19 protein-coding genes and 1 tRNA gene are annotated in these 25951 nt (G+C 61.3%); 14 read left to right on the top strand and 6 right to left on the bottom strand.

The features are described 5' to 3' along the window. Window positions 1–113 precede the first annotated feature (113 nt). From ACW9I6_RS07875 to ACW9I6_RS07860, 4 genes are all read left to right on the top strand, one after another. Window positions 114–3023, top strand: a complete 2910-nt coding sequence (locus tag ACW9I6_RS07875; protein ID WP_457339132.1) for an aminotransferase — start codon at window positions 114–116, stop codon at window positions 3021–3023. Between the two features lie 125 nt (window positions 3024–3148). Further along, window positions 3149–4027 (top strand): N-carbamoylputrescine amidase, encoded by an 879-nt coding sequence (aguB, locus tag ACW9I6_RS07870; RefSeq protein WP_301048807.1) that lies wholly within the window; start codon window positions 3149–3151, stop codon window positions 4025–4027. Window positions 4028–4033: 6 nt separating this feature from the next. Then, the gene (gene aguA / locus ACW9I6_RS07865; RefSeq protein ID WP_102604451.1) at window positions 4034–5140 is read left to right on the top strand and encodes an agmatine deiminase; all 1107 of its coding nucleotides are present in this window, start codon (window positions 4034–4036) and stop codon (window positions 5138–5140) included. Between the two features lie 243 nt (window positions 5141–5383). After that, window positions 5384–5596, top strand: coding sequence for a hypothetical protein (locus ACW9I6_RS07860; protein WP_003213240.1), 213 nt, complete (start codon window positions 5384–5386; stop codon window positions 5594–5596). Window positions 5597–5765: 169 nt separating this feature from the next. Here the strand turns inward: ACW9I6_RS07860 and ACW9I6_RS07855 are convergent, their stop codons facing one another. Beyond that, window positions 5766–7838, bottom strand: coding sequence for a TonB-dependent receptor (locus ACW9I6_RS07855; protein WP_457339131.1), 2073 nt, complete (start codon window positions 7836–7838; stop codon window positions 5766–5768). Between the two features lie 227 nt (window positions 7839–8065). Here ACW9I6_RS07855 and ACW9I6_RS07850 point away from each other — a divergent pair, with 227 nt between their 5' ends. Beyond that, window positions 8066–8773, top strand: a complete 708-nt coding sequence (locus tag ACW9I6_RS07850) for a DsbA family protein (RefSeq protein WP_102367902.1) — start codon at window positions 8066–8068, stop codon at window positions 8771–8773. Between the two features lie 272 nt (window positions 8774–9045). After that, complete coding sequence (locus tag ACW9I6_RS07845; RefSeq protein ID WP_003218115.1) at window positions 9046–10332, top strand: OprD family porin; 1287 nt, start codon at window positions 9046–9048, stop codon at window positions 10330–10332. Window positions 10333–10404: 72 nt separating this feature from the next. On the opposite strand, the gene ACW9I6_RS07840 is transcribed toward ACW9I6_RS07845, so the two are convergent. Next, window positions 10405–11178 carry an alpha/beta fold hydrolase gene (locus ACW9I6_RS07840; protein WP_177009290.1) on the bottom strand — a complete coding sequence of 258 codons (774 nt, stop codon included), beginning with the start codon at window positions 11176–11178 and terminating at the stop codon, window positions 10405–10407. Between the two features lie 258 nt (window positions 11179–11436). On the opposite strand from ACW9I6_RS07840, the gene ACW9I6_RS07835 reads away from it, so the two are divergent. Genes ACW9I6_RS07835 through ACW9I6_RS07825 form a run of 3 tightly spaced genes read left to right on the top strand, consistent with a single transcriptional unit; the run spans window position 11437 to window position 13041 of the window. Next, a complete protein-coding gene (locus ACW9I6_RS07835; protein WP_003218111.1) occupies window positions 11437–11652 on the top strand; it encodes a tautomerase family protein in 216 nt (71 codons plus the stop codon). After that, window positions 11649–12299, top strand: a complete 651-nt coding sequence (locus tag ACW9I6_RS07830) for a DsbA family oxidoreductase (protein WP_457339130.1) — start codon at window positions 11649–11651, stop codon at window positions 12297–12299. Before ACW9I6_RS07835 ends, ACW9I6_RS07830 begins: the two co-directional genes overlap by 4 nt. Window positions 12300–12330: 31 nt before the next feature. Then, entirely contained in the window at window positions 12331–13041 is a 711-nt protein-coding gene (locus tag ACW9I6_RS07825) for an SDR family NAD(P)-dependent oxidoreductase (RefSeq protein ID WP_003218108.1), read from the top strand. Window positions 13042–13110: 69 nt separating this feature from the next. Here the strand turns inward: ACW9I6_RS07825 and ACW9I6_RS07820 are convergent, their stop codons facing one another. The 4 genes from ACW9I6_RS07820 to ACW9I6_RS07805 all read right to left on the bottom strand — a co-directional run bounded on the left by ACW9I6_RS07820 (window position 13111) and on the right by ACW9I6_RS07805 (window position 14764). Next, window positions 13111–13452, bottom strand: a complete 342-nt coding sequence (locus ACW9I6_RS07820) for a DUF6124 family protein (RefSeq protein WP_003218106.1) — start codon at window positions 13450–13452, stop codon at window positions 13111–13113. A 522-nt stretch (window positions 13453–13974) separates the two neighbouring features. After that, window positions 13975–14050: transfer RNA gene (locus ACW9I6_RS07815), tRNA-Thr, on the bottom strand. A gap of 15 nt (window positions 14051–14065) precedes the next feature. Next, window positions 14066–14296 carry a hypothetical protein gene (locus ACW9I6_RS07810; RefSeq protein ID WP_457339129.1) on the bottom strand — a complete coding sequence of 77 codons (231 nt, stop codon included), beginning with the start codon at window positions 14294–14296 and terminating at the stop codon, window positions 14066–14068. A gap of 237 nt (window positions 14297–14533) precedes the next feature. Next, a complete protein-coding gene (locus ACW9I6_RS07805; RefSeq protein ID WP_003218078.1) occupies window positions 14534–14764 on the bottom strand; it encodes a DUF2790 domain-containing protein in 231 nt (76 codons plus the stop codon). Between the two features lie 691 nt (window positions 14765–15455). On the opposite strand from ACW9I6_RS07805, the gene bcsQ reads away from it, so the two are divergent. From bcsQ to ACW9I6_RS07780, 5 genes are read left to right on the top strand one after another with little or no spacing between them, the layout of a single operon-like run. Next, complete coding sequence (gene bcsQ, locus ACW9I6_RS07800) at window positions 15456–16439, top strand: cellulose biosynthesis protein BcsQ (protein ID WP_301048785.1); 984 nt, start codon at window positions 15456–15458, stop codon at window positions 16437–16439. Next, complete coding sequence (gene bcsA, locus ACW9I6_RS07795) at window positions 16436–18655, top strand: UDP-forming cellulose synthase catalytic subunit (protein ID WP_003218076.1); 2220 nt, start codon at window positions 16436–16438, stop codon at window positions 18653–18655. The genes bcsQ and bcsA overlap by 4 nt, the downstream gene beginning before the upstream one ends. Beyond that, on the top strand, window positions 18652–20910 hold the full coding sequence (gene bcsB / locus ACW9I6_RS07790) for a cellulose biosynthesis cyclic di-GMP-binding regulatory protein BcsB (protein WP_008435714.1): 2259 nt from the start codon (window positions 18652–18654) through the stop codon (window positions 20908–20910). Before bcsA ends, bcsB begins: the two co-directional genes overlap by 4 nt. Next, entirely contained in the window at window positions 20907–22103 is a 1197-nt protein-coding gene (gene bcsZ, locus ACW9I6_RS07785) for a cellulose synthase complex periplasmic endoglucanase BcsZ (RefSeq protein ID WP_177009278.1), read from the top strand. Before bcsB ends, bcsZ begins: the two co-directional genes overlap by 4 nt. Then, on the top strand, window positions 22085–25936 hold the full coding sequence (locus ACW9I6_RS07780) for a cellulose biosynthesis protein BcsC (protein WP_177021910.1): 3852 nt from the start codon (window positions 22085–22087) through the stop codon (window positions 25934–25936). Before bcsZ ends, ACW9I6_RS07780 begins: the two co-directional genes overlap by 19 nt. The last annotated feature ends 15 nt before the right edge of the window (window positions 25937–25951 follow it).

The raw sequence follows: 25951 nt of genomic DNA, 5'->3' as shown, positions 1-25951 counted from the left end.
GGTGCAAGGCCCGATGGCAATTTGCGTGCCGAAACACCGTATTTGCAGGGGTTGCGTAACCCCCTTCAACAATGGCGATATAGGCGCCTGATAAAAACACCAGGGGTCTTCACATGTTGCTCGCCACGTTGATTCATCGCGCCAGCCTGCCATGCCCGCAAGTCGGGCCTGTGCCTGCGACGCAGCTACTTGAGCAGCATTACGGCCTGGGTGGGGCGTTGCAGTCCCTCGGCAGCCAGCAAGACCTCAATTACCGTATCGACAGCGAGCGTGGCCGCTTTGTGCTGAAAATCTGCCGGGGCGACTACGCCGCCGTCGAGCTGCAGGCCCAGCACGCAGCCCTCAAGCATCTGCAGGAACATTCGGATGTACGGGTGCCCAAGGTGATCTCGTCGCTTGCTGGCGAAGAACTGCTGACCGAGACCGTCGCCGGGCAAACCGTGCACCTGCGGTTGCTGGACTACATCGACGGCCAGCCGCTGACCCATCTGCCCCATCTGGGGCGCGAGGTGATCGCAGGCTTCGGCGAACTCTGCGGGCGGATGAGCCAGGCGCTGGCCGACTTCGAGCATCCGGGCCTGGAACGTACCCTGCAATGGGACCCACGCCATGCCCTTGAGCTGATCACTCATTTGCTGTCGACCCTCGAAAACCTCCCGCATCGGGCCGGGCTGGAGCGCGTGGTGGAGCAGGTCGGGCAGCGTCTGCGGCCGTTGGCCGACCGCCTGCCCTGGCAAGCCGTGCACATGGACATCACCGATGACAACGTGGTCTGGCAGCGTGATGCCCAGCGGCATTGGCAGATTGAAGGCGTGATCGATTTTGGCGACCTGGTGCGCACCTGGCGCATTGCCGACCTGTCGGTGACCTGCGCGGCGCTGCTGCATCATGCCGAGGGTGATCCGTTCGCGATCCTGCCGGCGATCCAGGCGTGCCACCGGATCACGCCGTTGCAGCGCGAAGAGTTGCAGGTGCTATGGCCGCTGATCGTCGCGCGGGCCGCGGTGTTGGTGCTGAGCAGCGAACAGCAGCAACGCCTGGACCCGGATAACGCGTACCTGTTGAAGAATGCCGAGCATGAGTGGGAAATTTTCCACGTAGCCACCTCGGTGCCCTTTGAATTGATGGAGGCGGCGATCCTGAACTGCGTCGGTGCCGAATTGCCGCCGATTGTCGGTGAAGGCTTCGCGCCTTTGTTGCCGGGGCTCGTTGGGCGTGAATTCGCGTTGATCGATCTGGGCGTGCTCAGCCCGCATTTCGAGGCCGGTAACTGGGAGCAGGAGGGCATTGATCGCCGATTGCTGGAACAAGCGGCCGTGGTCCATGGCCTGGCAGCCAGTCGTTATGGTCAATACCGTCTGTCCCGCACCCAACCCGACAGTGCCGTGGAGCCGGACACCTTCGCGCTTCACGTAGAACTGCACATGCCCTTGGGCGCCACGGTGGAAGCACCGTTCGCCGGCACCTTGCGCCATGGCGCCGATGGCCTGCTGAGCCTGCATAGCGCCCAGTTGAGTGTTCGGTTGTGGGGCGTGAACGCCTTGTTGAAGCGCGGCGCCGCAGTGGTAAAAGGCCAGGTAATCGGCGACGTGGTCGCGCCGCTGACAGTACAACTGTGCCGCGCCGAGCTTGAGCCGCCGCTGTTCTGCACGCCTTCCCGGGCGGCGGCATGGCAAATGCTCTGCCCATCCCCGGCCACCTTGCTGGGGCTGGCCTGCGACGCCGAGCCGGAGCTGGACCCCGAAGCCCTGCTGGCGCGTCGGGACGCCAGCTTCGCCCGCTCGCAGAAGCACTATTACGTCGACCCGCCGCGCATCGAGCGCGGCTGGCGCAACCATTTGATCGACATGCAGGGCCGTTCCTACCTCGACATGCTCAACAACGTCGCCGTCCTCGGCCACGGTCACCCGCGCATGGCCGAGGTGGCGGCGCGGCAATGGTCGCTGCTCAACACCAACTCGCGCTTCCACTATGCGGCGATTGCCGAATTCTCCGAGCGTTTGCTGGCGCTGGCGCCGGACTCCATGGACCGGGTGTTCCTGGTCAACAGCGGCACCGAGGCCAACGACCTGGCGATTCGCCTGGCCTGGGCCTACAGCGGCGGGCGCGACATGCTCAGCGTGCTGGAGGCGTACCACGGCTGGTCGGTGGCGGCGGATGCGGTGTCGACTTCGATTGCCGACAACCCCCAGGCCTTGAGCAGCCGCCCGGACTGGGTGCACCCGGTGACCGCGCCGAATACCTATCGCGGCGAGTTTCGCGGGCAGGACAGCGCCCCCGACTACGTACGCAGCGTGGAACACAACCTGGCGAAAATCGCCGCGCAGAATCGCCAACTGGCGGGTTTCATTTGCGAGCCGGTGTATGGCAATGCCGGCGGGATTTCCTTGCCGCCCGGTTATTTGCAGCAGGTGTACGCGCTGGTTCGTGAGCAGGGCGGCGTGTGCATCGCCGACGAAGTGCAGGTGGGCTACGGCCGCATGGGGCATTTCTTCTGGGGCTTTGAAGAGCAGGGCGTGGTGCCGGACATCATCACCATGGCCAAGGGCATGGGCAATGGCCAGCCGTTGGGCGCGGTGATCACCCGCCGGGAAATCGCCGAGGCGCTGGAGGCCGAGGGTTACTTCTTCTCCTCATCGGGAGGCAGCCCGGTGAGTTGCCGGATCGGCATGGCGGTGCTGGATGTGATGGAGGAAGAAAAGCTGTGGGAAAACGCCCAGGAGGTGGGCGGACACTTCAAGGCGCGGTTGGAGGCGCTGGTCGAGCAGTATCCATTGGTGGGCGCAGTGCATGGTTCCGGGTTTTACCTGGGGCTGGAATTGGTCCGCGATCGACAGACCCTGGAACCGGCCACCGAAGAGACTGCGCTGCTGTGTGACCGGCTGCGGGAATTGGGGATCTTCATGCAGCCCACCGGCGACCACCTGAACATCCTCAAGATCAAGCCGCCGATGGTCACCTCACGGCACAGTGTGGATTTCTTCGTCGACATGCTGGCGAAGGTTCTGGAGGAAGGCTTGTAACAATAAACTCGATTGTTATCGGTAAAATTTGATCATTTTTCGATGAGCGGATATTTATTAGCTTCAAAAGCCGATTTTTATCCGCTATAAAGGCGTCCACTTGCCCGCCGCCGAGGAGATGATTCATGAGCCGTATCGTTACCGTTGCCGCGACCCAGATGGCTTGTTCCTGGGACCTTGATGCCAATCTCGAAACCGCTGAAAGGCTGGTGCGTGAGGCCGCCGCCAAGGGCGCGCAGATCATCCTGATCCAGGAACTGTTCGAGGCCCCGTACTTCTGCCAGAAGCCGAACCCGGACTACCTGCAACTGGCGACCACGGTTGAAGATAACGTCGCGATCAAGCACTTCCAGAAGGTCGCCCGGGAACTGCAGGTGGTGTTGCCCATCAGTTTCTATGAACTGGCCGGCCGCGCGCGTTTCAACAGCATTGCGATCATCGACGCGGACGGCTCCAACCTCGGGATTTATCGGAAAAGCCACATCCCGGACGGCCCGGGCTACCATGAAAAGTATTACTTCAACCCCGGCGACACCGGCTTCAAGGTGTGGAACACCCGCTATGCGAAGATCGGCGTGGGCATCTGCTGGGACCAGTGGTTCCCGGAAGCCGCCCGCAGCATGGCGCTGCAAGGCGCGGAAATCCTGTTCTACCCGACCGCCATCGGCAGCGAGCCCCACGACAAGACAATTTCGTCCCGTGACCACTGGCAGCGGGTACAGCAAGGCCATGCCGGCGCCAACCTGATGCCGGTGATCGCCAGCAACCGCATCGGTAACGAGGAGCAAGACGGCTACGACATCACTTTCTACGGCTCGTCCTTCATTGCCAATCAGTTCGGCGAGAAAGTAGAAGAACTCAACGAAACCGAAGAAGGCATCCTGGTGCACCGCTTCGATCTCGATGAACTTGAACACATTCGCAGCGCCTGGGGTTCGTTCCGCGACCGCCGTCCGAACCTGTATGGTGCGCTTAAAACCCTCGACGGTTCCCTGGAGTCCTGAATCGCCATGACCACTTTGCACAGCACCCCCCGCGCCGACGGCTTCTACATGCCTGCCGAATGGGCGCCACAGACCCAAACCTGGATGATCTGGCCCGAGCGCCCGGACAACTGGCGCCTGGGCGGCAAGCCGGCGCAGGCCGCCCATGTGGCGGTGGCCAAGGCCATCGCACGTTTTGAACCGGTGACCGTGGCGGTCTCAGCCGGCCAGTACGAAAACGCCCGGGCGCGCCTGGACGTGCCGAATATTCGCCTGGTGGAAATGTCCAGCGACGACGCCTGGGTCCGCGATACCGGGCCGACCTTCGTGATCAACAACAGCGGTGAAGTGCGCGGTGTGAACTGGGACTTCAACGCCTGGGGCGGTTTTGATGGTGGCTTGTACTCGCCGTGGAACCGCGACTCCCAGGTGGGCGGCAAGATCCTCGAGATCGAGCGCAGCCCGCGTTATCGCACCGAAGGGTTTGTGCTGGAAGGCGGTTCGATCCACGTCGACGGCGAAGGCACCCTGATCACCACTGAAGAATGCCTGCTTAACCGCAACCGCAACCCGCACCTGCAGCGTGAGGAAATCGAAGCGGTGCTCAGCGCCAACCTGGCGGTGGATAAGATCATCTGGTTGCCGGATGGCCTGTTCAACGACGAAACCGACGGGCATGTGGATAACTTCTGCTGCTACGTACGCCCGGGCGAAGTGTTGCTGGCCTGGACCGACGACCCGCAAGACCCGAACTATGCGCGCTGCCATGCCGCCATGGACGTACTGCAAAGCAGCACCGACGCCCAGGGCCGCTCGTTCACAGTGCATAAAATGCCGATCCCGGGGCCGCTGTACGCCACCGAGGAAGAATGCGCAGGCGTGGACCCGGTAGACGGCACCCAGGAGCGCAATCCCACCGTGCGGTTGGCCGGTTCCTACGTCAACTTCCTGATCGTCAACGGCGGCATCATCGCGCCGAGCTTCGACGACCCGCTGGACAGCCGCGCCAAGGAGATTCTGCAGAGCCTGTTCCCGCAGCATGAAGTGGTGATGGTGCCTGGCCGCGAACTGTTACTGGGGGGTGGCAACATCCACTGTCTGACCCAGCAACAGCCGGCCCCGCACAAAAACTGAGTGCACTTGTAACAGCCTGGTGCCGGGTTTAACGGCAATCGAGTGCGCCATGTTTTGCGCGCTTACAGCAAGCCCGCGGCCCGTCAGGTTCGCGGGCTTTTTTGTGTGCAAGTGCCGACAAACCGGGCACATTGGCATAGCTCTTGTATCGCTGTTGCGACACACAGCACGGTGTATGACTAAGCGGTTCTGTCATAAACCTTGAGTAAGTTAGCCGCTCATGCCGTCGGAGAGAGCGCTGAAATGAATGCCGATATCAACCTGATGTACACGCGCACGTTCCACCCTTTGCGGGTGAACGGTGACGCGATCCACGCGCTGGCGCTCTGGTTGAAGGCAAACGGTTCGCGGCAGATCAGGACGCCCGACCCGCGCCGGGTGATGAGCGAACGGTACCCGGCGGGGCTGTTCAGCGAGGACGAGGTGCAGGCGTTGTGTGAATTGATGCAAGGCTGACGGTTGTTTTCAATGTTGCACTGGACCTTGTGGTGAGGGAGCTTGCTCCCGCTGGGCTGCGCAGCAGCCCCAAAACAGATCATCGAGTTCTATCTGAAAAAACACAGTCGCCTATTTTGGGGGCGCTTCGCACCCCAGCGGGAGCAAGCTCCCTCGCCACGCAAGCCTGTTAGAAACTGTAGGTTCCGGTCACCACCAGACTGCGCGGGTCGCCGAACTGAATCTGCGCCGCACTCGTCGCTGACGCGTAGTATGTCTTGTCGCTGATATTGTTCAGCGCCGCCCGCACATCCCATTCCTTCTGCCGGAACCCGGCCAGTGCGTCCCAGCGCCCATAACCCGGCAACGCCACCGTGTTGGCGTTATCCGCATAACGCTCACCCACCAGCGTCAGCCCGGTTTCCGCGTACCAGCCCATCTCCGGTTTCCAGGTGACGAACAGGCTCGCGTTGCGCTTGGCCACGTCGCTGATGCGCTTGCCTTCAAAGCCATTGTTGTCTTTCACCACCGTGGCGTCCTGCAGGCCGACGCCACCACGCACGTACCAGTTGCCGACGATCTTGCCGGTAGCGGTCAACTCCACGCCACGGGAACGCTGCTCGCCGCTGAGCAGGGTGATGGTCGGGTCCAGCGGGTCGCGGGTGCGGCGGTTGTAGAGCTCCAGTTCATACACCGCCAGGGTGGTGCTCAGGCGGTCGTCGAGCCAGTCGCTCTTGACCCCGATTTCCTTCTGTTTGGTCAGCTCAGGGCTCAGGTCGTTGGCGTTGCCCGTGGCATTGGGTGTGATGCCGATCAGGCCGCCGCCGGTCGGCGAGAACGTCTTGCTCCACGAGGCATAGAACGAATGGTGTTCCAGCGGCGTCCAGACCAGGCCCACGCGCGGGCTGGTGCTGTGGCTCACGACCTGTTCCGAGGCGTTGGTCAGCTTGTTGGTGGACTCCACATCAAAGCGGTCATAGCGCAAACCGGCGAGCAGTTGCCATTGATCGTTCAGGCGCAGTTGGTCCTGCACATACAGGCCCTGGCTTTGCGCTTCGGTGTGACTGCTGCTGAATGCCGGCAGGCGACCGTAGTGGCGCAGGTCCGGGTTGGGGTCGTACACATCCACGCTCGGCACGGCGGCGAGCGGCGCTCGATAGAGTTTCGGGTCACGGCGCTGGTTGCCCAATTCCACTCCGGTGAGCAAGCGATGCTCCAGGCCAAAGGTGGTGAAGCCGCCTTCCAGTTCGACGTTGTTGAGGATGTTGCGGGTGGTCAAGTCCTGCTGCCAGCGCTGGCGCCCGACCTTGCCGGTTTTTGGGTCGTAGCTGACGGCGTAAGTGTTATCGAAGTCGCTGTCCAGGGTGAACACGCCCAACGTATGGCGCAGTTGCCAACTGTCGTTCAGCTCATAGGCAAGCCGCGAACGCAGGGATTGTGACGTGTCGTCGATGTAATCGCGCTTGTCACCATAAGTGGTGCCGCGGCTGACATCCGCCGGCCGCCCATTGACCCCGGGAATGCCCCGGTCCGGCGTGCGGTTGTAGCGGCTGTATTCGTACTGCACCAGCCAGTTCAGGTCGGGGCTCAGTTGCCAGCTCATGGACGGCGCAAACAGTTGGCGATTACCGCTGACGCCGTCGCGGAAACTGTTGTTGTCCTGGTTGCCCATGTTCAGGCGCAGGCTGATGGTATCGGTGGGGTCGGTGCTGAGGTCGGCGTACAGGCTGCGCAAATCATTGCTGCCGCCCTGGGCCTCGATGCTGGAGGCGCGACCGGCCTGGGGCAGCTTGCTCACACGGTTGACGATGCCGCCCTGGCCGCCGCGGCCGTACAACACGGCTGCCGGGCCCTTGAGTACTTCGATGCGTTCGATGTTGTGCAGGTCGCGCACGTATTGGCTGTCGTCGCGAACACCGTCCAGGTAGAAGTCGTTGCTGGCGTCGAAGCCGCGGATGCGCAGGCTGTCGAACCGTGTGTCGGCGCCGCTGCTGACGTTGGGTATACCGCTCAAGGCCTGGCCCAGGTCATTGGTGCCGTAGGAACGCAGGTTGTCGGTTTTTACCGAGTCGATGGCCTGGGGCACATAACGCACGGGTGTGGCCGTGCGAGTGGCGGTGCTGGTTTCCTTGACGCGCGGGTCGTCCTCGTCAGCTTCGGCGCTCACGGAGGTTTCCGGCAGGACAGTGGCAGCGCAGGTAAATCCGGCAGACAGCAGGACAGAGAGCCCAAGGGTCATGGGCGTCAGGCGAAGGGCAGGCATCGGGGTGTGTATCCAAAAAGGTTGGCAGAATAAAAGTGCGTTAATGGTAATGCTTACTATTTGCGCAGGTTATCTATTCCTAGGCGGACCTTTCTGAAAAATGTTACGGCGTATGTTTTTCAAGGGTATTCGACCGATTCTCGAAACAGTCTGAAAGCCGATCCGGGGTTTTTCCCAATTGTGCGTAAGACTAATCTGCCGGTCATCAACATCCATCGGAGCCCGTCATGTCGGCAGCCACACTTCACTACATTTACGACCCGCTGTGCGGCTGGTGTTACGGCGCCGAGCCGCTGCTGAGCGCCGCCCGGAGCGTGTTATCGATCCAGTTGCATGGCGGCGGCATGATGACCGGCGCGAATCGCCAATCCGTATCGCCGCAGTTGCGTGACTACGTAATGCCCCACGACCGGCGCATCGCCGAGTACACCGGGCAACCGTTTGGCGAAGCGTATTTCGAAGGTTTGTTGCGGGACCACGGTGCGGTGTTCGACTCAGCCCCGCCGACCAGCGCCGTGCTGGCCGCAGAAAAAATCGCCGGTCGCGGGCTGGAATTATTGGCGCGTCTGCAAACGGCGCACTACGTCGAAGGTCGCCGAATTGCCGATAAGGACGTGCTGCTGACCCTGGCCGAATCCATCGGTTTGGATCCCCAAGCCTTCACCGCCGCTTTCAGTGAAATCCTTGGCGCAGCAACTCAAGCGCACATCAATGACAGCCGCCAATGGCTGGCAAAAGTCGGCGGCCAGGGCTTCCCCACACTGGCCCTGGAGCAGAATGGGCAACTGCAATTGCTCGATATCAGCCCCTGGTTGGGCAAGCCAGAAGCCTTCGTTGAGTGGCTGAGACAAAGAGTCGCAATTTCGATTCAACCCACCCAATCGAGTGCACCAATGTGTGGCCTGCAAGGGTGTGCAGATCCAGGAAGCGCTTGATAGAGCCTTGCGCAATGATGGCTATTTAATGTTTCTTAGACTTTTTTAGCCTAAATACAGAAGATTCACGAAATTGACACACAGTAAAGGGCGCGGATAGGATTCGCCCCAACGCCTGTGGCTAACCGCCATGACTTCCCCAATAAAAAAAGGCCCGCGGCATTTCACGTCGTCCGCGGGCCTTTTTTTATCTGGGAAAGTCGACACCAGAAAAGCAACACGGAGCCTGGTGTCACAGCGCGTACTCAACCAGCAATAAGGAATATAAGAAAATGTTGAAGCAACGGATGGGGCTGATCGCTCTGGGGATTTTGAGCGCTACGCAAGCAATGGCTGACGACCAATCCCAATCGAAGGGTTTTGTTGAAGACAGCCACCTGAACATCGCGGCACGCAACGCGTACATCAGCCGCGACTACAAAAACGGCAAGCAAGACAAAGCCGAATGGGGCCAGGGCTTCATCGGCAAGTTCGAATCCGGTTTCACCCAAGGCACCGTTGGTGTGGGTGTGGACGTGATCGGCCAATACGCCATTCGCCTGGATGGTGGTAAAGGTCGCAGCGGCGCTGGCGGTATCGACTTCTTCAAGCAAGGCGACAGCGGCGAAGCAGCCAACGACCTGGCCAAGGGCGGCGCTGCCGTCAAGGCACGCATCTCCAACACCGTGATCAAGTACGGTGATCAGATGCCAGCCGTGCCGGTCCTGGAATACGACAACTCCCGCCTGTTGTCCGAAACCTATACCGGTACCTCGATTGTCTCCAAGGAAATCGCCGGCCTGCAACTGGACGCTGGTCACTTCACCAAGGAAGCTCGCAAGAGCGCCGAGGGTTCCGACAGTGGCGCGCTGAAAAGCATCGACTACATCGGCGGTAGCTACAAATTCACCGAAAGCCTGTCGGCAGCGCTCTACGCTTCCAACATGCAGGACGTGCTGAAGAAGCAATACGTCAACGTCAACTACGTGCTGGCCCTGCCAGAGAAGCAATCGTTGACCTTCGACTTCAACGGCTACAAGACCAAGCTCGACCGTAGCTTCGCCCTGGAAAACCAAGGCGACGCCGACGCTCGCGACAACAAAATCTGGAGCCTGGGCGCCACGTGGGCCGTTGGCCCGCACAGCTTCACCGTGGCTCACCAGCGCAGCACCGGTGACACCGGTTACCTGTACGGCGGCTACCGCAACGCTGGCGGCATCGGCGACGGTGGCAACACCATCCTGCTGGCCAACTCCTACTGGTCTGACTTCAACGGCAAGGACGAGCGCTCCTGGCAAGCAGGCTACGGCCTGGACTTCAGCGCCTTCGGCGTGCCTGGCCTGACCTACAACATCGCCTACGTGCGCGGCACCAACATTGACGACGGTTCCAACCGCGGCAGTGGCACCGAGCGTGAAATCTTCAACCAGTTCAAATACGTAGTACAGAGCGGCCCGGCCAAAGACCTGAGCCTGCGTGCCCGTGCGTCGTGGTTGCGCGTTTCCAACAACGCCAGCAACTACAACGTGGGTGGTAACGAGATCCGCCTGTTCGCCGACTACCCAATCAACGTTTTCTAATTGATTCGGCGTCGCGCCTGATTCAAGGCGATAAAAAACCCCGACTGGTTCGGGGTTTTTTTATGCCTGCGATCAGCGCTTGCTGGCGGCTGCGATGATCACATCTGCGACCTTTTGCGGCTGCGACAGCATCGGCACATGGCTGGTTTGCACCACGGTGGTGGTGGCATTGATTTTCTTCGCGTAGGCCTGCTCCAGGCCCGGGTCGATCATGCGGTCCTTGGCGGCGACGATGTAATAGTTGGGTTTGGTTTTCCAGGCGGCGACCGTGATTTTATCGTCGAACGCCTTGCCCAGAATCGGCCCCTGGGTCACGGCAATCAGGTTGGCCTGGTCGGCAGGCAAGTCCTGGGCGAAGTTTTTCGCCACGGACGCGGCGGGCAAATACAAGTAGCCGGAAGCGTCGGCACTGATGGTCTCGATACCCGGCGGGGTTGGGTAGCCTTTCTCGGACTCGGCAGAGCTCTGGCCCTCGGACGGCGCGAACGCGGCCACATAAACCAGTGCCTTGACCTTGTCGCTGGTGCCGCCCTGTGTGATCACACTGCCGGCCCACGAATGGCCCACCAGAACCACCCGCCCACTCTGGGCATCAATCACCCGCTGGGCGGCGGCCACATCATCGGCCAGGGACGTCAGCGGGTTTTGCACCGCCACCACCTTCAAGCCTCTGGCCTGCAACAACGGAATCACCTTGTTCCAGCTGGAGCCATCGGCAAAGGCGCCGTGCACCAGCACCACGGTGGTGTCCGATAGCGCCGGGGTGGCGGCATAGGCCTGGCCGGTGAGCATCGCGGCGGCCATCAGTGTAGGCAGCAACAGGGTTTTGACTGTGGATTTAAGCATGTGGGGCACGTCCGTAAGTGAGGGGTTATCGGCCAGCACTCAAGGCGTTTGCAGCCTGCCTTAAGCCTGTAGGCAAGACGCGCGGGGAGGGCGGTTATTCCAGGGAGCAGTAAAAAAACGCAGCGCTGGACGTCTCGATTGATTACATAGCATCACTAATGAAGTACTCCGCCCCACCTTTATCCACCTCAGGCAACCTCTTAAATTGGCCTCACTGCCTGCCCACCATGTCGATGGGCAAGTCACTGGAGCCTTGTCATGCCATTTGTCAGCGTACGTATCACCCGCGACGGCGTTACCTCGGAGCAGAAAGCCCAGGTCATTGCCGAGATCACCGAAACCCTCGAACGCGTCCTCAACAAACGCCCCGACCTGACCCACATCGTCATCGAAGAAGTCGACACCGATAACTGGGGCTACGCCGGCATCACCACCACCCAGTACCGCAAACAGCTCGCGGAAAATCCGTCATGAGCACGCCCGTCACCATCGACTTCATCTCCGACGTGGTGTGCCCATGGTGCGCCCTCGGCGCCACCGCCCTGGAACAAGCCATCGACAACCTGGCGGGTGAAGTGACGGTTGAACTGACCTTCAAACCCTTCGAACTCAACCCCGACATGCCGGCCGAAGGCGAAAACGCCGTTGCCCACATGATGCGCAAATACGGGCGCAGCGCTGAAGAAGTTGCCAGCGGCAAAAGGATGTTGATGGAGCGAGGCGCGGCCATCGGCTTCACCTTCGACCTGGAAAAGCGCAGCCACTTCTACAACACCTTCGACGCCCATCGGTTGCTGTTTTGGGCGTTGCAGCAAGGGCGCCAGCTCGAGCTGAAAAAGGCGCTGTTGCGCGGGTATTTCAGCGATGGCCAGAACGTCAGCGATCACGAAATCCTGGCGCGTCTGGCCGCCGAGGCCGGGCTGGAAATTGAAAGCGCACGACGGGTGCTGGGCTCTACCGCCTACGCCAATGAAGTGCGCGAGCTGGAAGCGTTCTACCGCGAGCACGGCATCAACTCCGTACCGGCCATGGTCCTCAATGGCCGCCAGTTGGTCTCCGGGTCGCAATCAGTCAGTTACTACGAACAGATGCTGCGGGAAATGTCCGCCGCGGCTGCTTGAACCATCCCATTTTCCATATAGAGGTTTCATCATGAGCAATTCGAAAAAAGTCGTTGTGATCACCGGTGCATCCCAAGGCCTGGGCGCTGCTGCAGTGAAGGCTTACCGCGAGCTGGATTACCGCGTGGTTGCCACCTCCCGGTCGATCAAACCGTCGACGGATCCGGACATCCTCACCGTGGCCGGCGACATCGCCGACCCGGCCACCGCCGAGCGCGTCATCCGCGAAGGCGTAGCGCGTTTTGGCCGCATCGACAGCCTGATCAACAACGCCGGGATCTTCGTTGCCAAACCGTTCACCAGCTACACCCACGAAGACTACGTAAACGTGTTGGCGGTGAACCTGAACGGGTTCTTCTACATCACCCAACTGGCGATTACCGAGATGCTGAAACAGGGCGCCGGGCACATCGTCAACATCACCACCAGCCTGGTGGACCACGCGATTGATGGCGTGCCTTCGGTGCTGGCCTCGCTGACCAAAGGCGGGCTGAACTCGGCGACCAAATCGCTGGCGATTGAATACGCCAAGCGCGGGATTCGCGTGAACGCGGTGAGCCCAGGGATTATCAAGACGCCGATGCATGGGGAAGAGACGCATGCGGCGTTGGGCAGCCTGCATCCGGTGGGGCACATGGGTGAAGCGCGGGATATTGCGCAGGCGATTGTGTACCTGGAATCGGCTGGGTTTGTGACCGGGGAAATTCTGCATGTGGACGGTGGGCAGAGTGCTGGGCACTAAGCGAAGCGGTTGAACGAAAAACGCCCCGGACAGTGATCGTTCGGGGCGTTTTTTGTTGGCCTGTCGAAATTAACGGGTTGCAGGCGCGACTTGTTCCAACGCTCGATCTACCAGCATTGAACTCAACTCAATCAGTTGCTGAATCCCCAATGCCACTGCCCTTTGTGATCCTTCCAACTCAAATGCCAGATTCGAGACCATCTCGTTGGCTGATGAGAGGGTTTCTGCGGCATTGGCCAGCAGCGTTTCGGTATCCACATCGGGCGAAACGGAGAACAGATTACTGCCTGGACGCGCCGCAGGTTCTGCATCGTCTGATGGGTGCAAGTAATGATCAATCGCCCGCTGTGCGGCGGCATGAAGCTTGGCGTCGATTGGGGCTTGAGGCGGGTTGGGTGTGACCTTGAACATGGCGAAGCTCCTTTAGCGATTCAGGAACTGCCAATCTCACTTCCACATGAGGGTGGCAGCTGTGCGCAGGTGTGGAAGACCGGGGCTAAAGGAACCCGGCGCACCGAAGTGCCCCGCACACAGCCGCCATAACACAAGAATACAGGCGAAAAAAAAAGCCGGCAGGTGTTCATGGGCGTTTGAGCGCCTTTAGCCATAGTACGGACTTCCACATCCGGCCGCTGATTTTGCAGCGACTGGGGGAGGTTAGCGGGGTGGAGGATGGGGAGGCAAGCTGATATGGGTGTACGAAAATTCGGGGCCGCAGCGGCATGTGCTCATGAATTAGCTCTTTTTATGGATACGCCATAATTATTGGCTACCCATAATTCTGCATAAAACGCTGAAGGCGGGACTTCGCTACAGGAATTGATCTTTCTGGAGGCTCACCGGCTTGTTCAGTTGGGGCGCCAGGCGTAGACAGAATATGAACACCCCAGAAACAACAAAGCCCCCGCATTTCTGCGAGGGCTTCGTTTTGTATGGTGCCGGCACCAGGAGTCGAACCCGGGACCTACTGATTACAAGTCAGTTGCTCTACCAACTGAGCTATACCGGCGTGTTAGGGCGACGATTATAGCGATTGGCAAGCATCTGTAAACCCCTGAATTCTGACTATTTTTGCAACCGACCGGGTTTTCTCTGCGCGGCCTCGTTTCAGCCACCCCAGCCCCGCCATTCCCATGCGCTGGATCACTGGAAAGGCCTGCGTGCAGAAAGCGGCAAGTGCCAGTTCCTGTCCTGGAACAACAACCTCAAGCCCGACGGCCGCTTCACCATCACGTTTTTCCGCGATGCGCAGCAAACCCAGCCGATTCAAACCGAGAACGGCTGGTGTGGCGGCGGACCCGACCGACGATTGCCAGGAGGATTATGAGTTCACCGAGCACCGTATTCGCGGTTAATGCCTTTTAACTTCAGATGAAATTTTGTGGCGAGGGAGCTTGCTCCCGCTGGGCTGCGCAGCAGGCCCAAAACAGTGGGAGCGCTGCGCACTCCAGCGGGAGCAAGCTCCCTTGCCACAGGCTTTGTCGTTCAGCTTTTAGCTGCCTTCGTTACACGAATCGGCAAATTTCTTGTACTCAAACACCCGCTTCTGCCCATGGGAATCCAGGTAGGTCATCCGCGCATTCACCACGCCACACGCCGCGCCTCCATCGTCCACGGTCGACAGTACCTGCTGTACATCCAGCTTGGGGCTGGCCTGGGCCGAAAAGGCGGCAACGTTGAGCAAGGCAAACAGGCTGCTGGCGATGAGGGTGTTGCGGTTCATGGTGGTGTCCTCTGAGGTTCAATAGGGTGTGTGTTGCGTTGGAGCCTATTGAGCGCCCGGGAGGTATCCGGCCTGTGTCATGCACCCCGGCGTTTTGCCTCGGCATGTGTTGAGAAGGGGATTGCATACAACTTGATACAGAAACATATCCATTAGAGGCATTAGTGCCTCATGGTCTTTCTCTTAGATGTTTTCGACATAACGGTCATCGTTTTTCCCTTGAATAAGGTGAGTCTTACCGTATTCTGTTTCGAAATATTAAGCGTCATATAAATAGCGGAATCGTTTAACCCGGTTTACGGAACGTTGGCGGTTAATTAGTAAGTTGTAATTTGATTCGTCAGCTAAGCAATTTTTCCTGACCAGGCGGCCAGAAAAATTGTTAGAAGCCTCCGCAAGCTTCTGATCTGAAAGAAATTGATAAAAATTCGCCAAATAAGTCAAAAATACGGCACTAAGCCGCTCGTCGGAAATAATTAATCCCAAAGCATCAAAATACTGACACCATCAATCTGATATCACAGAATGCCGCCAGCCAACACATAACTAGAAAAACCAAGGTCAGCCCAACGGGCTGACCTTTTTAACGCCTTTAAAGCGTAATAACCGGGGAGGGCCGTGGGTGAGTCGCGCAGACGATATTTCAAAACTATTCAATAAGCTGGGCGCCAATCCAAATGGCTACCGGGAGATGTACGCCGTCCATGATTATCTTGAGGATGACGTGGTGGTCGAGCGTTTCGACGCCGTGCCCATCCCGGCCCAAACCGCTTGCACCGTCGCGCTGGATGAGCCGCCGTCGGCGCCATTGCTGCGCTTGCTCGAAGAGCTGACCCAGGGCGAAGCCGATCACCTGCAACCTCCCGAAGTGGTCGAAGGGCCGACCGGTGAGGTGTACTCGGATCAATCCTCACCCAAGGTGATCGTGGTGGTCTCGCTCAAGGGCGGTGTCGGTCGCAGCACGCTGACCGCGGCCATTGCCAGCGGTTTGCAGCGTCAAGGCCACCCGGCCGTGGCGCTGGACCTGGACCCGCAAAACGCCCTGCGTCATCACTTGTGCCTGGGCCTGAATTTGCCCGGCATCGGCGCGACGAGCTTGAGCAATGAGTCTTGGGAAGGCCTGGCCGAGCGCGGCTTTGCCGGTTGCCGCCTCGTGGCCTTCGGTGAGACCAACAACGACCAGCAAAAAAACCTCAATCGCTGGCTCGGCGAAGACGCCCAATGGCTGCCCCGGCACCTGGCCGGCTTGCAGTTGAATGGCCAGGACACGGTGGTGATCGACGTGCCCGCCGGCAACACGGTGTACCTGCACCAGGCCATGGCCCTGGCAGACGTGGTGTTGGTGGCGGTGCAGGCGGATGTTTCCTCATTCAGCACCCTGGCCCAGATGGACAGCGTGCTGGCGCCGTACCTTGAGCGCGAAAAACCGCCACTGCGTTACTACGTGATCAACCAACTCGACGGCGCCCACCGCTTCAGCCTGGACATGGCCGAAGTGTTCAAGGCCCGCCTCGGCGATGCACTGCTCGGCACGGTCCACCGTGACCCGGTGTTCAGCGAAGCCCAGGCCTGCGGCCGCGACCCCCTCGACCCTACCGTCAACAGTCTCGGCTGCCAGGACATTCATGCCCTGTGCCGCACGTTGCTCGAACGCATCGATTCGGACCTTCCATGACCGACACTACGTCCTCTACGCCCCACACTCCGGGGCGCGCCGAGCAGCGGCTGGACGCCGCCATTTCGCGCTTCAATCGCTGGCCCGATACGCTGCGCAAAGTGCTGGTGGTGATCAGTTGTGTGGTCGGCACCTTGCTGTTGGTAAGCATTGTCAGCGCCCCGCTGGACCTCTACAGCCAATGCCTGTTTGCCGCCGTGTGCTTCCTTGCGGTGCTGCTGCTGCGCAAGATTCCCGGGCGCATGGCGATCCTCGCGCTGGTGGTGTTGTCGCTGGTGGCGTCGCTGCGCTACATGTACTGGCGGCTGACTTCCACCCTGGGTTTTGAAACCTGGCTCGACATGCTGTTCGGCTACGGCCTGGTGCTCGCCGAGCTGTACGCGCTGGTGGTGCTGATCTTCGGCTACGTGCAAACCGCCTGGCCGCTGCGCCGCGAGCCGGTGTGGCTCAAGACCGAACCGTCGGAGTGGCCCACGGTCGACGTGTTCATCCCGACCTACAACGAGGCGTTGAGCATCGTCAAACTGACCATCTTCGCCGCCCAGGCGATGGACTGGCCCAAGGACAAGTTGCGCGTCCACGTGCTCGACGATGGCCGTCGCGACGACTTCCGCGATTTCTGCCGCAAGATCGGCGTGAACTACATCCGTCGCGACAACAATTTCCACGCCAAGGCCGGCAACCTCAATGAAGCGTTGAAGGTCACCGACGGCGAGTACATCGCGCTGTTCGACGCCGACCACGTGCCGACCCGTTCCTTCCTGCAAGTCAGCCTCGGCTGGTTCCTCAAGGACCCCAAGCTGGCGATGCTGCAAACGCCGCACTTCTTCTTTTCACCCGACCCGTTTGAAAAGAACCTCGACACCTTCCGCGCCGTGCCCAACGAGGGCGAGTTGTTCTACGGCCTGGTGCAGGACGGCAACGACCTGTGGAACGCGACGTTCTTCTGCGGCTCGTGTGCGGTGATCCGCCGCAAGCCCTTGCTGGAAATCGGCGGCGTGGCCGTCGAGACCGTCACCGAAGACGCCCACACCGCGCTCAAGCTCAACCGCCTGGGCTACAACACCGCTTACCTGGCGATCCCGCAAGCCGCGGGCCTGGCCACCGAAAGCCTGTCACGCCACATCAACCAGCGCATCCGTTGGGCGCGGGGCATGGCGCAGATTTTCCGCACCGACAATCCGCTGCTGGGCAAAGGCCTGAAGTGGGGCCAGCGCATCTGCTACGCCAACGCCATGCTGCACTTCTTCTATGGCTTGCCGCGGCTGGTGTTCCTCACCGCGCCGCTGGCCTACCTGATTTTCGGCGCGCAGATTTTCCACGCCTCGGCGCTGATGATTGTCGCCTATGTGTTGCCCCACCTCGTGCATTCGAGCCTGACCAACTCGCGGATCCAGGGGCGCTTCCGCCACTCGTTCTGGAACGAGGTCTACGAGACCGTACTGGCCTGGTACATCCTGCCGCCGGTATTGGTTGCATTGGTCAACCCCAAGGCGGGCGGCTTCAACGTCACCGACAAGGGCGGGATCATCGACAAGCAATTCTTCGACTGGAAACTCGCCCGGCCGTACCTGGTACTGCTGGCGGTGAACCTGGTCGGGCTGTGCTTCGGTCTGTATCAATTGATCTGGGGCGACGAGTCCACCGCGGTCACCGTGGCGATCAACCTGACCTGGACCCTCTACAACCTGATCATCACCAGCGCGGCAGTGGCAGTGGCTTCCGAAGCGCGGCAAGTGCGCTCCGAGCCGCGGGTCAGCGCGAAATTGCCGGTCAGTGTGATCTGCGCCGACGGTCGTGTGCTCAAAGGCACGACCCAGGATTTCTCGCAGAACGGCTTCGGCCTGATCCTCGCCGACGGGCACCAGATTGCCCGGGGCGAACAGTTGCAGTTGGTGCTGTCGCGCAACGGACAAGACAGCCTGTTCCAGGCGCGGGTGGTGTTCAGCAAGGGCGCGCAGATTGGCGCGCAATTCGATGCACTGTCCCTGCGCCAACAAAGCGAACTGGTACGCCTGACGTTTTCCCGCGCCGACACCTGGGCCGCGAGTTGGGGCGCCGGCCAGCCCGATACACCGTTGTCAGCCCTGCGTGAAGTCGGTGCCATCGGCATCGGCGGCCTGTTTACCCTGGGTCGCGCCACGCTGCATGAATTGCGTCTGGCCCTGCGCCGCACTCCCTCACAACCGCTCGATACGCTGATGGACAAGCCATGACTTCCACACTATTTGCCCGCCCGCAGTCGCGCGGCGTGCTCGCGCTGATGATCGCTTCGCTGCTGGGCCTGGGCTCGCAGGCACAGGCCGCTGCACCCGCTGTTGCGGTGCAGAGCACTGACGACGGCTACAGCCTGACCCTCAAGCAACTGGGCCGTCGCGACACCATGAACCTGCAAGGCGTGGAAGCGTCCGACAGCGTCAACTTCGACATCCGTGCCGATGAAGTGGTGAAGGGCGCGCAACTGTTGCTCAAGTACAGCTACTCGCCGGCGCTGCTGGCGGACCTGTCGCAGATCAACGTGCTGGTCAACGACGAAGTCGCCGCCAGCCTGCCGCTGCCCAAAGAGGGCGCAGGCATCCAGCAGGAAAAACTGGTGCAGATTCCGGCGCACCTGATCACCGAATTCAACCGCTTGAGCCTGCAGTTCATCGGCCACTACACCATGTCCTGTGAAGACCCGCTGCACAGCAGCCTGTGGGCCAAGATCAGCAACAGCAGTGAGCTGAAAGTGCAGGTGCAGCCGATCGTCTTGAAAGACGACCTGTCGGTGTTGCCGCTGCCGTTCTTCGACAAGCGTGATGCGCGCCAGGTCAGCCTGCCATTCGTGTTTGCCAGCGCGCCAGACAATGCCGCGCTGGAAGCTGCCGGTGCGCTGTCGTCGTGGGTAGGCGGCTTGGCCAGCTACCGGGGTGCGACGTTCCCGACCACCCTTGGCGAGATTCCGGCCAAGGGCAACGCCATCGTGCTGGTGCAAAGTACCCAGGCCGTGGACGTACACGGTGTGGCGGTCCCTGAGCCTAAAGGGCCGACCCTGACCCTGATCACCAACCCCAACGACCCAAATGGCAAGCTGCTGATCGTCTCCGGCCGTGATGGCGCCGAACTCAAGCGTGCCGCCACCGCCGTGGTGCTGGGCAACCCGGTGTTGACCGGCAATAGCGTGGTCATCACCAGGCTCGACACCCTGGCCCCGCGCAGCCCTTACGACGCGCCGAACTGGCTGCCCAGCAACCGTCCGGTACGCCTTGGCGAGCTGGTAGAACTGAAAAAACTCAACGTCTCCGGCTACAACCCGGGCCCGATCAGCGTCGACCTGCGCCTGCCGCCCGACCTGTTCAACTGGCGTGAAGAGGGCGTGCCGCTCAACGTCAAATACCGCTACACGCCGCAGCAGGTGTCCACCAACTCCTCCTTGCTGATCGGCCTGAACGACCAGTTCATGAAGTCTGTCGCGTTGCCGTCGGTGAGCAACCTGGGCGGTGGGCAGAGCCTGCTGGACCAGCTGAAGAAAGACGAAACCCTGCCCCGTGAAGTGACGACCCTGTTGCCGATCAGCTCGGCTTCGCCCAAGTCCAAGCTGCAACTGCGCTTCATGTACGACTACATCAAGGAAGGCGAATGCCGGGACATCATCGTCGATAACATGCGCGGTGCGATTGACCCGGACTCGAGCCTGGACCTGAGCAGCTACCAGCACTTTATCGCCATGCCGAACCTGGGCGTGTTCAACGATTCCGGCTTCCCGTTCACCCGCCTGGCTGACCTTTCGGAGTCGGCGGTGGTGATGCCGGACAACGTCGGCACCGATGAATTGAGCGCCTACCTGACTGTGATGGGCCGCTTCGGCGAGTCCACCGGCTACCCGGCCACCGCCGTCAAAGTGGTGCAGGCCAAAGACGTGCAAAGCGTTGCCGACAAAGACCTGCTGGTGCTCGCCACCGGCGGCAACCAGCCGCTGCTGCAGCAATGGCAGCAATACCTGCCGGCCACCAGTGACGGCCTGCAGCACCACTTCCTGTTGTCTGACCTGCCACGTTATGTGCGCAGCTGGATCAGCCCGGACGCCGCGGCCAACCAGCATACGGCCAATGCCGGCATCACCTTCAGCGGCCTGAGCAACAGCACCTGGTTCGCCGGCTTCCAATCGCCGCTCAAGGCCGGGCGCAGCGTGGTGCTGATCGCCAGCAACCAGCCTCAGGGCCTGCTTGAAGCGACCTCGGCGCTGATTGGCGGTGACGACTACAAAGACTCGATCCAGGGCAGCCTGGCGGTGGTGCAGGGCACGCAGATCAGCTCGTTGGTCGCGGACCAGCAGTACTACGTCGGCGACCTGAACTACTTCAAATTCATGCAATGGCAGCTGTCCCAGAACCTGGGCTGGATGCTGGCGATTACCTTCCTGGGGCTGCTGGTGCTGACCTGCCTGATCTACCTGGCACTGCGTGCCCGTGCAAAACGGCGGTTGGCATGAACCCTTTGCGTAGCGCGATCCTGGCGGTGATTGGCAGCACATTGCTTGCCGGTGCCGCCCAGGCACAGACCTGCGATTGGCCGCTGTGGCAGAACTATGCCAAGCGCTTTATCCAGGACGATGGCCGGGTGTTGAACTCGTCCATGAAGCCGACGGAAAGCAGCTCGGAAGGGCAGTCGTACGCGATGTTCTTTGCCCTGGTGGGCAACGACCGGGCGACCTTCGACAAGCTCTGGACCTGGACCAAGTCCAACATGGCGGGCGCCGACATCGGCCAGAACCTGCCGGCCTGGCTGTGGGGCAAGCGTGACGATGGCAAGTGGGGCGCGATCGACAGCAACTCCGCCAGCGACGCCGATTTGTGGATGGCCTATGCGTTGCTCGAAGCCGCGCGCGTGTGGAACGCACCGCAGTACCGCAGCGACGCGCAACTGGTGTTGGCCAACGTTGAACGCAACCTGATCGTGCGCGTACCGGGCCTGGGCAAGATGCTGTTGCCGGGGCCGGTAGGCTATGCACACGCGGGAGGCCTGTGGCGCTTCAACCCCAGCTATCAAGTACTGCCGCAACTGCGCCGCTTTGCAAAAGAGCGCCCGAACGCCGGCTGGAACGAAGTGGCCGAGAGCAACGCGAAGATGCTCGCCGACCTGCCGAGCAATCCCCATGGCCTGGCGGCCAACTGGGTCGGTTATCGCGCCACCAGCGCGAACACCGGGCTGTTTATCGTCGACCCGTTTTCCGATGACCTGGGCAGCTACGACGCGATCCGCACTTACCTCTGGGCCGGCATGACCGCCAAGAGCGACCCGCTGGCCGCACCGATGCTCAAGGCCTTGGGCGGGATTTCCCGTGCCACTGCTGCGTCGGTCAGCGGTTTGCCGCCGGAGAAAGTCCACGTGCTGACCGGTGAAGTCGAGAAAAACAACGGCTACACGCCGACGGGGTTCTCGGCCTCCACCATGGCCTTCTTCCAGGCCCGGGGCGAAACCGCCCTGGCGCAATTGCAAAAGCAGAAAGTCGACGACGCCCTTGCCAAGGCGCTCGCGCCTTCGGCCCCGGACAGCGCCCAGCCGATTTACTACGACTACATGCTCAGCCTGTTCGGCCAGGGCTTCGCTGATCAAAAGTACCGTTTCGAACAAGACGGCACGGTGAAATTATCCTGGGAGTCTGCATGCGCCGTCACACGCTAGCCATTGCGATTCTGGCGGCCCTGGCTTCCAGCGCCAGCTTTGCCGAAACCACTGACCCGCAAAGCCTGCTGATCGAGCAGGGCTATTACTGGCAGTCGAAAAAGAACCCGGAACGCGCCCTCGAGACCTGGCAGAAACTGCTGCGCCTGAGCCCCGAACAGCCGGATGCGCTGTACGGCATCGGCTTGATCCAGGTGCAACAACAGCGTCCGGCCGAAGCGCAAAAGTACCTGGCCCGCCTGCAGGCGTTGAGCCCGGTACCGCGCCAGGCCTTGCTGCTGGAGCAGGACATCACCGTCAACATCCCGGCCAACGCGAAGTTGCTGGAACAGGCCCGTGAACTCGGTGAGCCTGAAGAAGAGCGCGAACAAGCGGTGGCGTTGTATCGCCAGATCTTCCAGGGGCGCCAGCCTCAGGGCCTGCTTGCCCGCGAGTATTACAACACCCTGGGCTTCACGCCCAAGGGCACGAACGAGGCCATCGCCGGCTTGCAGCGTTTGTCCCGCGAGCGGCCGAACGACCCGATTGTGGCGCTGTTCCTGGCCAAGCATCTGGCGCGTAACCCGGCCACCCGCGCCGACGGCATCCGCGCCCTGGCCAAGCTGGCACCGAACAACGACGTGGGCGGCAACGCCGATGAAACCTGGCGCTTTGCGCTGATCTGGCTCGGCCCGCCGAAGAGCGACCAGGTGCCGTTGTTCCAGCAGTTTTTGGCTGCGCATCCGGACGACAGCGAAATCCGTGCGCTGATGAACAAGGGCATTGCCCAAGGCAAGACCGGCGCCGGTTGGCAGCGTGATCCGCAGATGACCAAGGCGTTCAAGGCGCTGGATGACGGCGACCTGAAAACCGCCGAGCCGCTATTGGCGGCGCGCCTCAACGAAAAACCCAATGACGTCGATGCCCTCGGCGGCATGGGCGTGCTGCGTCAACAGCAGCAGCGCTTCAGCGAGGCTGAAAGCTACCTCGTACAAGCCACCCGTTTGCCGGGGGGCGCGGCATGGCAGTCGGCGCTCAATGATGTGCGCTACTGGAACCTGCTCAACCAGGCCCGTGACGCCCAGCGTGGCGGGCGCGGCAGCCAGGCCCGCGACCTGGTGGCCCAGGCCGAACGCTTGAACCCTGGCCAGCCCGGCGCTGCCGTGGCACTGGCGGGTTTCCAGGCCCAGGACAATCAGTTCGACACCGCCGAAGCCGGCTACCGCAAAGTGCTCGCCCGTCATCCTGGCGACCCGGACGCGCTGAGCGGCTTGATCAACGTGCTGTCCCAATCCGGGCAGCCGGAAGAAGCCTTGAAGCTGATCGACTCGGTGTCGCCCGCCGAGCGCGCGAAGTTCGCGCCGAGTGTGAAAATCACCGCATTGCGCGCTACCCAGGTCGGCAAGCTGGCCGAGCAGCGGGGCGATTTGAAAGCCGCGCAAGCCGCCTACAAACAAGCCCTTGATGCCGACCCGGAAAACCCGTGGACACGCTTCGCCCTGGCGCGCATTTACCTGCGCGACGGCCAGATTCGCAACGCCCGTGCCTTGATCGACGGCTTGCTGGCCAAGCAGCCGAACCAGCCGGACGCGCTGTACACCAGCACGCTGCTGTCGGCGGAGCTGGGTGAGTGGAAAAAGGCTGAAGAGACCCTGGCGCGTATCCCTGCGGGGCAACGTACCGCTGACATGAACGAGCTGGGTATCGATATCGCGCTGCACAAGCAGACCGACATCGCCATCGAGACCGCCCGCCGTGGCCAACGCCCGGAAGCCCTCGCGCTGCTGGGCCGCAGTGAAGCCATGACCCGGCAGAAGCCTGAGCGCCTGGCGGTGCTGGCGGCCGCTTATGTGGAAGTCGGCGCGACGCAGCAGGGCCTGGATATCATGCAGAAGGTTCTGGATAACAATCCGAACCCGACCGTCGACCAGAAACTGCTGTACGCCAATGTCCTGCTCAAGGCCAACCACTACACCGAGGCGGGCGACATCCTGCGTGAAGTGCAGGGCAAGCCGCTGAGTGAAACCGGTCGCCAGCGTTACGACGATTTGATCTACCTGTACCGGGTCAAGCAGGCTGATGCCCTGCGTGAGAAAAACGACCTGGTCGCGGCCTACGACATGCTGTCGCCGGCGCTTGCCCAGCGTCCCAACGACGCTATGGCGGTAGGTGCCCTGGCGCGGATGTACGCGGCCAGCGGCAATAGCAAAAAGGCCATGGAGCTTTATGCGCCGCTGATTCAGCAGAACCCGAACAACGCTCGCCTGCAACTGGGCCTGGCGGATATCGCGCTGCAAGGCCGTGATCGTGGCCTGGCGGAAAGCGCCAGTGAAAAGGCGCTGTCCCTGGAACCGGGCAACCCCGAGATCCTCACCTCGGCTGCGCGCATCTATCAGGGGCTGGGCAAAAACAACGAAGCCGCTGCGCTGCTGCGCAAGGCGTTGGCGATTGAGAACAGCCAGAAGAGCCAGACGCAATTGGCTCAGGCCGGCTCCCAGGGCGTGCCTTACAACCCCTTCGTCGGCTTGCCGGGCCAGCGTCGCCAGGTCACCGACCTGACCGTCGCCGGCGCCGTGCCGCCGCCGATTGATGCACCGACCAATGTCGTGCCGGACAATGCCCTGGCAGCCTCCGCGCGTCCAGCGTCGAACAACTGGAACGAGCCGTTCGAGCCACCGTCGAGCATTGCTGCACTCGACACCGCCAACCTCAGCCCGGCACGTCGTGCGCTGGATACGATCCTGCGGGATCGCACCGGTTACCTGGTGCAGGGCTTGAGCGTTCGCAGCAACAATGGCGAAAGCGGCTTGAGCAAAATCACTGACGTCGAGGCGCCGTTTGAAGCGCGGATGCCGGTGGGGGATCTGAACGTTGCGCTGCGCGTGACGCCGGTGCATGTGAGTTCCGGCAGCGTGAAGAGCGACTCTGCCACACGCTTTGGCGGTGGCACGGCCAACCCGGCGGGCTCCCAGAGCGACACAGGCGTCGGTCTGGCCGTTGCCGTGGAGAACCCGGATGAAGGCCTCAAGGCCGACATCGGTGTGAGCCCGCTGGGCTTTCTGTACGACACCATCGTCGGTGGCGCCAGCGTCTCGCGGCCGTTCTCCCAGGGCTCCAACTTCCGTTACGGGGTCAATGTTTCGCGGCGCCCGGTCACCGACAGTGTGACCTCCTTTGCCGGTTCCGAAGACAAGCGTACCGGCGAGAAATGGGGCGGCGTGACCGCCAACGGCGGGCGTGGCGACCTGAGCTACGACAACCAGAAGCTCGGTGTGTATGGCTACGCCTCGTTGCACGAGCTGTTGGGCAACAACGTCGAAGACAACACCCGCCTGGAGCTGGGCAGCGGCATCTACTGGTACCTGCGCAATACCCCGACCGACACCCTGACCCTCGGCATCAGCGGTTCGGTCATGGGCTTCAAGGAAAACCAGGGTTACTACACCTACGGCCAGGGCGGTTACTTCAGCCCGCAGCGCTTCTTCTCCCTGGGTGTGCCGGTGCGCTGGGCGCAGAGTTTTGATCGGTTCAGCTACCAGATAAAAAGTTCGGTGGGCATCCAGCATATCGAGCAAGATGCGGTCGATTATTTCCCGGGGCATGACCAGCTCCAGAGTGACCGGGGCGATCCGAAATACGCCAAGGACAGCAAGACCGGCATCGGCTACAGCTTCAATGCCGCCGCCGAATACCGCCTCAGCTCGCGCTTTTACCTGGGTGGCGAAGTCGGTCTCGACAACGCCCAGGACTATCGCCAGTACGTCGGTAACGCCTACCTGCGCTACTTGTTTGAAGACCTGAGCGGGCCTATGCCCTTGCCGGTCAGTCCGTACCGTTCCCCTTATTCGAATTGATTTGATAGGAGTCAT

It is taken from the genome of Pseudomonas sp. SDO5522_S412, from assembly GCF_054071215.1.
The sequence above is the reverse complement of the archived record's forward strand: the minus strand, read 5'-3'. Positions and strand labels throughout refer to the sequence as shown.

Excerpts from the sequence above, each read along its gene's own strand:
- ACW9I6_RS07875 (WP_457339132.1), top strand. The coding sequence starts at position 114 with ATGTTGCTCGCCACGTTGATTCATCGCGCCAGCCTGCCATGCCCGCAA.
- aguB (WP_301048807.1), top strand. The coding sequence starts at position 3,149 with ATGAGCCGTATCGTTACCGTTGCCGCGACCCAGATGGCTTGTTCCTGG.
- aguA (WP_102604451.1), top strand. The coding sequence starts at position 4,034 with ATGACCACTTTGCACAGCACCCCCCGCGCCGACGGCTTCTACATGCCT.
- ACW9I6_RS07860 (WP_003213240.1), top strand. The coding sequence starts at position 5,384 with ATGAATGCCGATATCAACCTGATGTACACGCGCACGTTCCACCCTTTG.
- ACW9I6_RS07855 (WP_457339131.1), bottom strand. The coding sequence starts at position 7,838 with ATGCCTGCCCTTCGCCTGACGCCCATGACCCTTGGGCTCTCTGTCCTG.
- ACW9I6_RS07850 (WP_102367902.1), top strand. The coding sequence starts at position 8,066 with ATGTCGGCAGCCACACTTCACTACATTTACGACCCGCTGTGCGGCTGG.
- ACW9I6_RS07845 (WP_003218115.1), top strand. The coding sequence starts at position 9,046 with ATGTTGAAGCAACGGATGGGGCTGATCGCTCTGGGGATTTTGAGCGCT.
- ACW9I6_RS07840 (WP_177009290.1), bottom strand. The coding sequence starts at position 11,178 with ATGCTTAAATCCACAGTCAAAACCCTGTTGCTGCCTACACTGATGGCC.
- ACW9I6_RS07835 (WP_003218111.1), top strand. The coding sequence starts at position 11,437 with ATGCCATTTGTCAGCGTACGTATCACCCGCGACGGCGTTACCTCGGAG.
- ACW9I6_RS07830 (WP_457339130.1), top strand. The coding sequence starts at position 11,649 with ATGAGCACGCCCGTCACCATCGACTTCATCTCCGACGTGGTGTGCCCA.
- ACW9I6_RS07825 (WP_003218108.1), top strand. The coding sequence starts at position 12,331 with ATGAGCAATTCGAAAAAAGTCGTTGTGATCACCGGTGCATCCCAAGGC.
- ACW9I6_RS07820 (WP_003218106.1), bottom strand. The coding sequence starts at position 13,452 with ATGTTCAAGGTCACACCCAACCCGCCTCAAGCCCCAATCGACGCCAAG.
- ACW9I6_RS07805 (WP_003218078.1), bottom strand. The coding sequence starts at position 14,764 with ATGAACCGCAACACCCTCATCGCCAGCAGCCTGTTTGCCTTGCTCAAC.
- bcsQ (WP_301048785.1), top strand. The coding sequence starts at position 15,456 with ATGTACGCCGTCCATGATTATCTTGAGGATGACGTGGTGGTCGAGCGT.
- bcsA (WP_003218076.1), top strand. The coding sequence starts at position 16,436 with ATGACCGACACTACGTCCTCTACGCCCCACACTCCGGGGCGCGCCGAG.
- bcsB (WP_008435714.1), top strand. The coding sequence starts at position 18,652 with ATGACTTCCACACTATTTGCCCGCCCGCAGTCGCGCGGCGTGCTCGCG.
- bcsZ (WP_177009278.1), top strand. The coding sequence starts at position 20,907 with ATGAACCCTTTGCGTAGCGCGATCCTGGCGGTGATTGGCAGCACATTG.
- ACW9I6_RS07780 (WP_177021910.1), top strand. The coding sequence starts at position 22,085 with ATGCGCCGTCACACGCTAGCCATTGCGATTCTGGCGGCCCTGGCTTCC.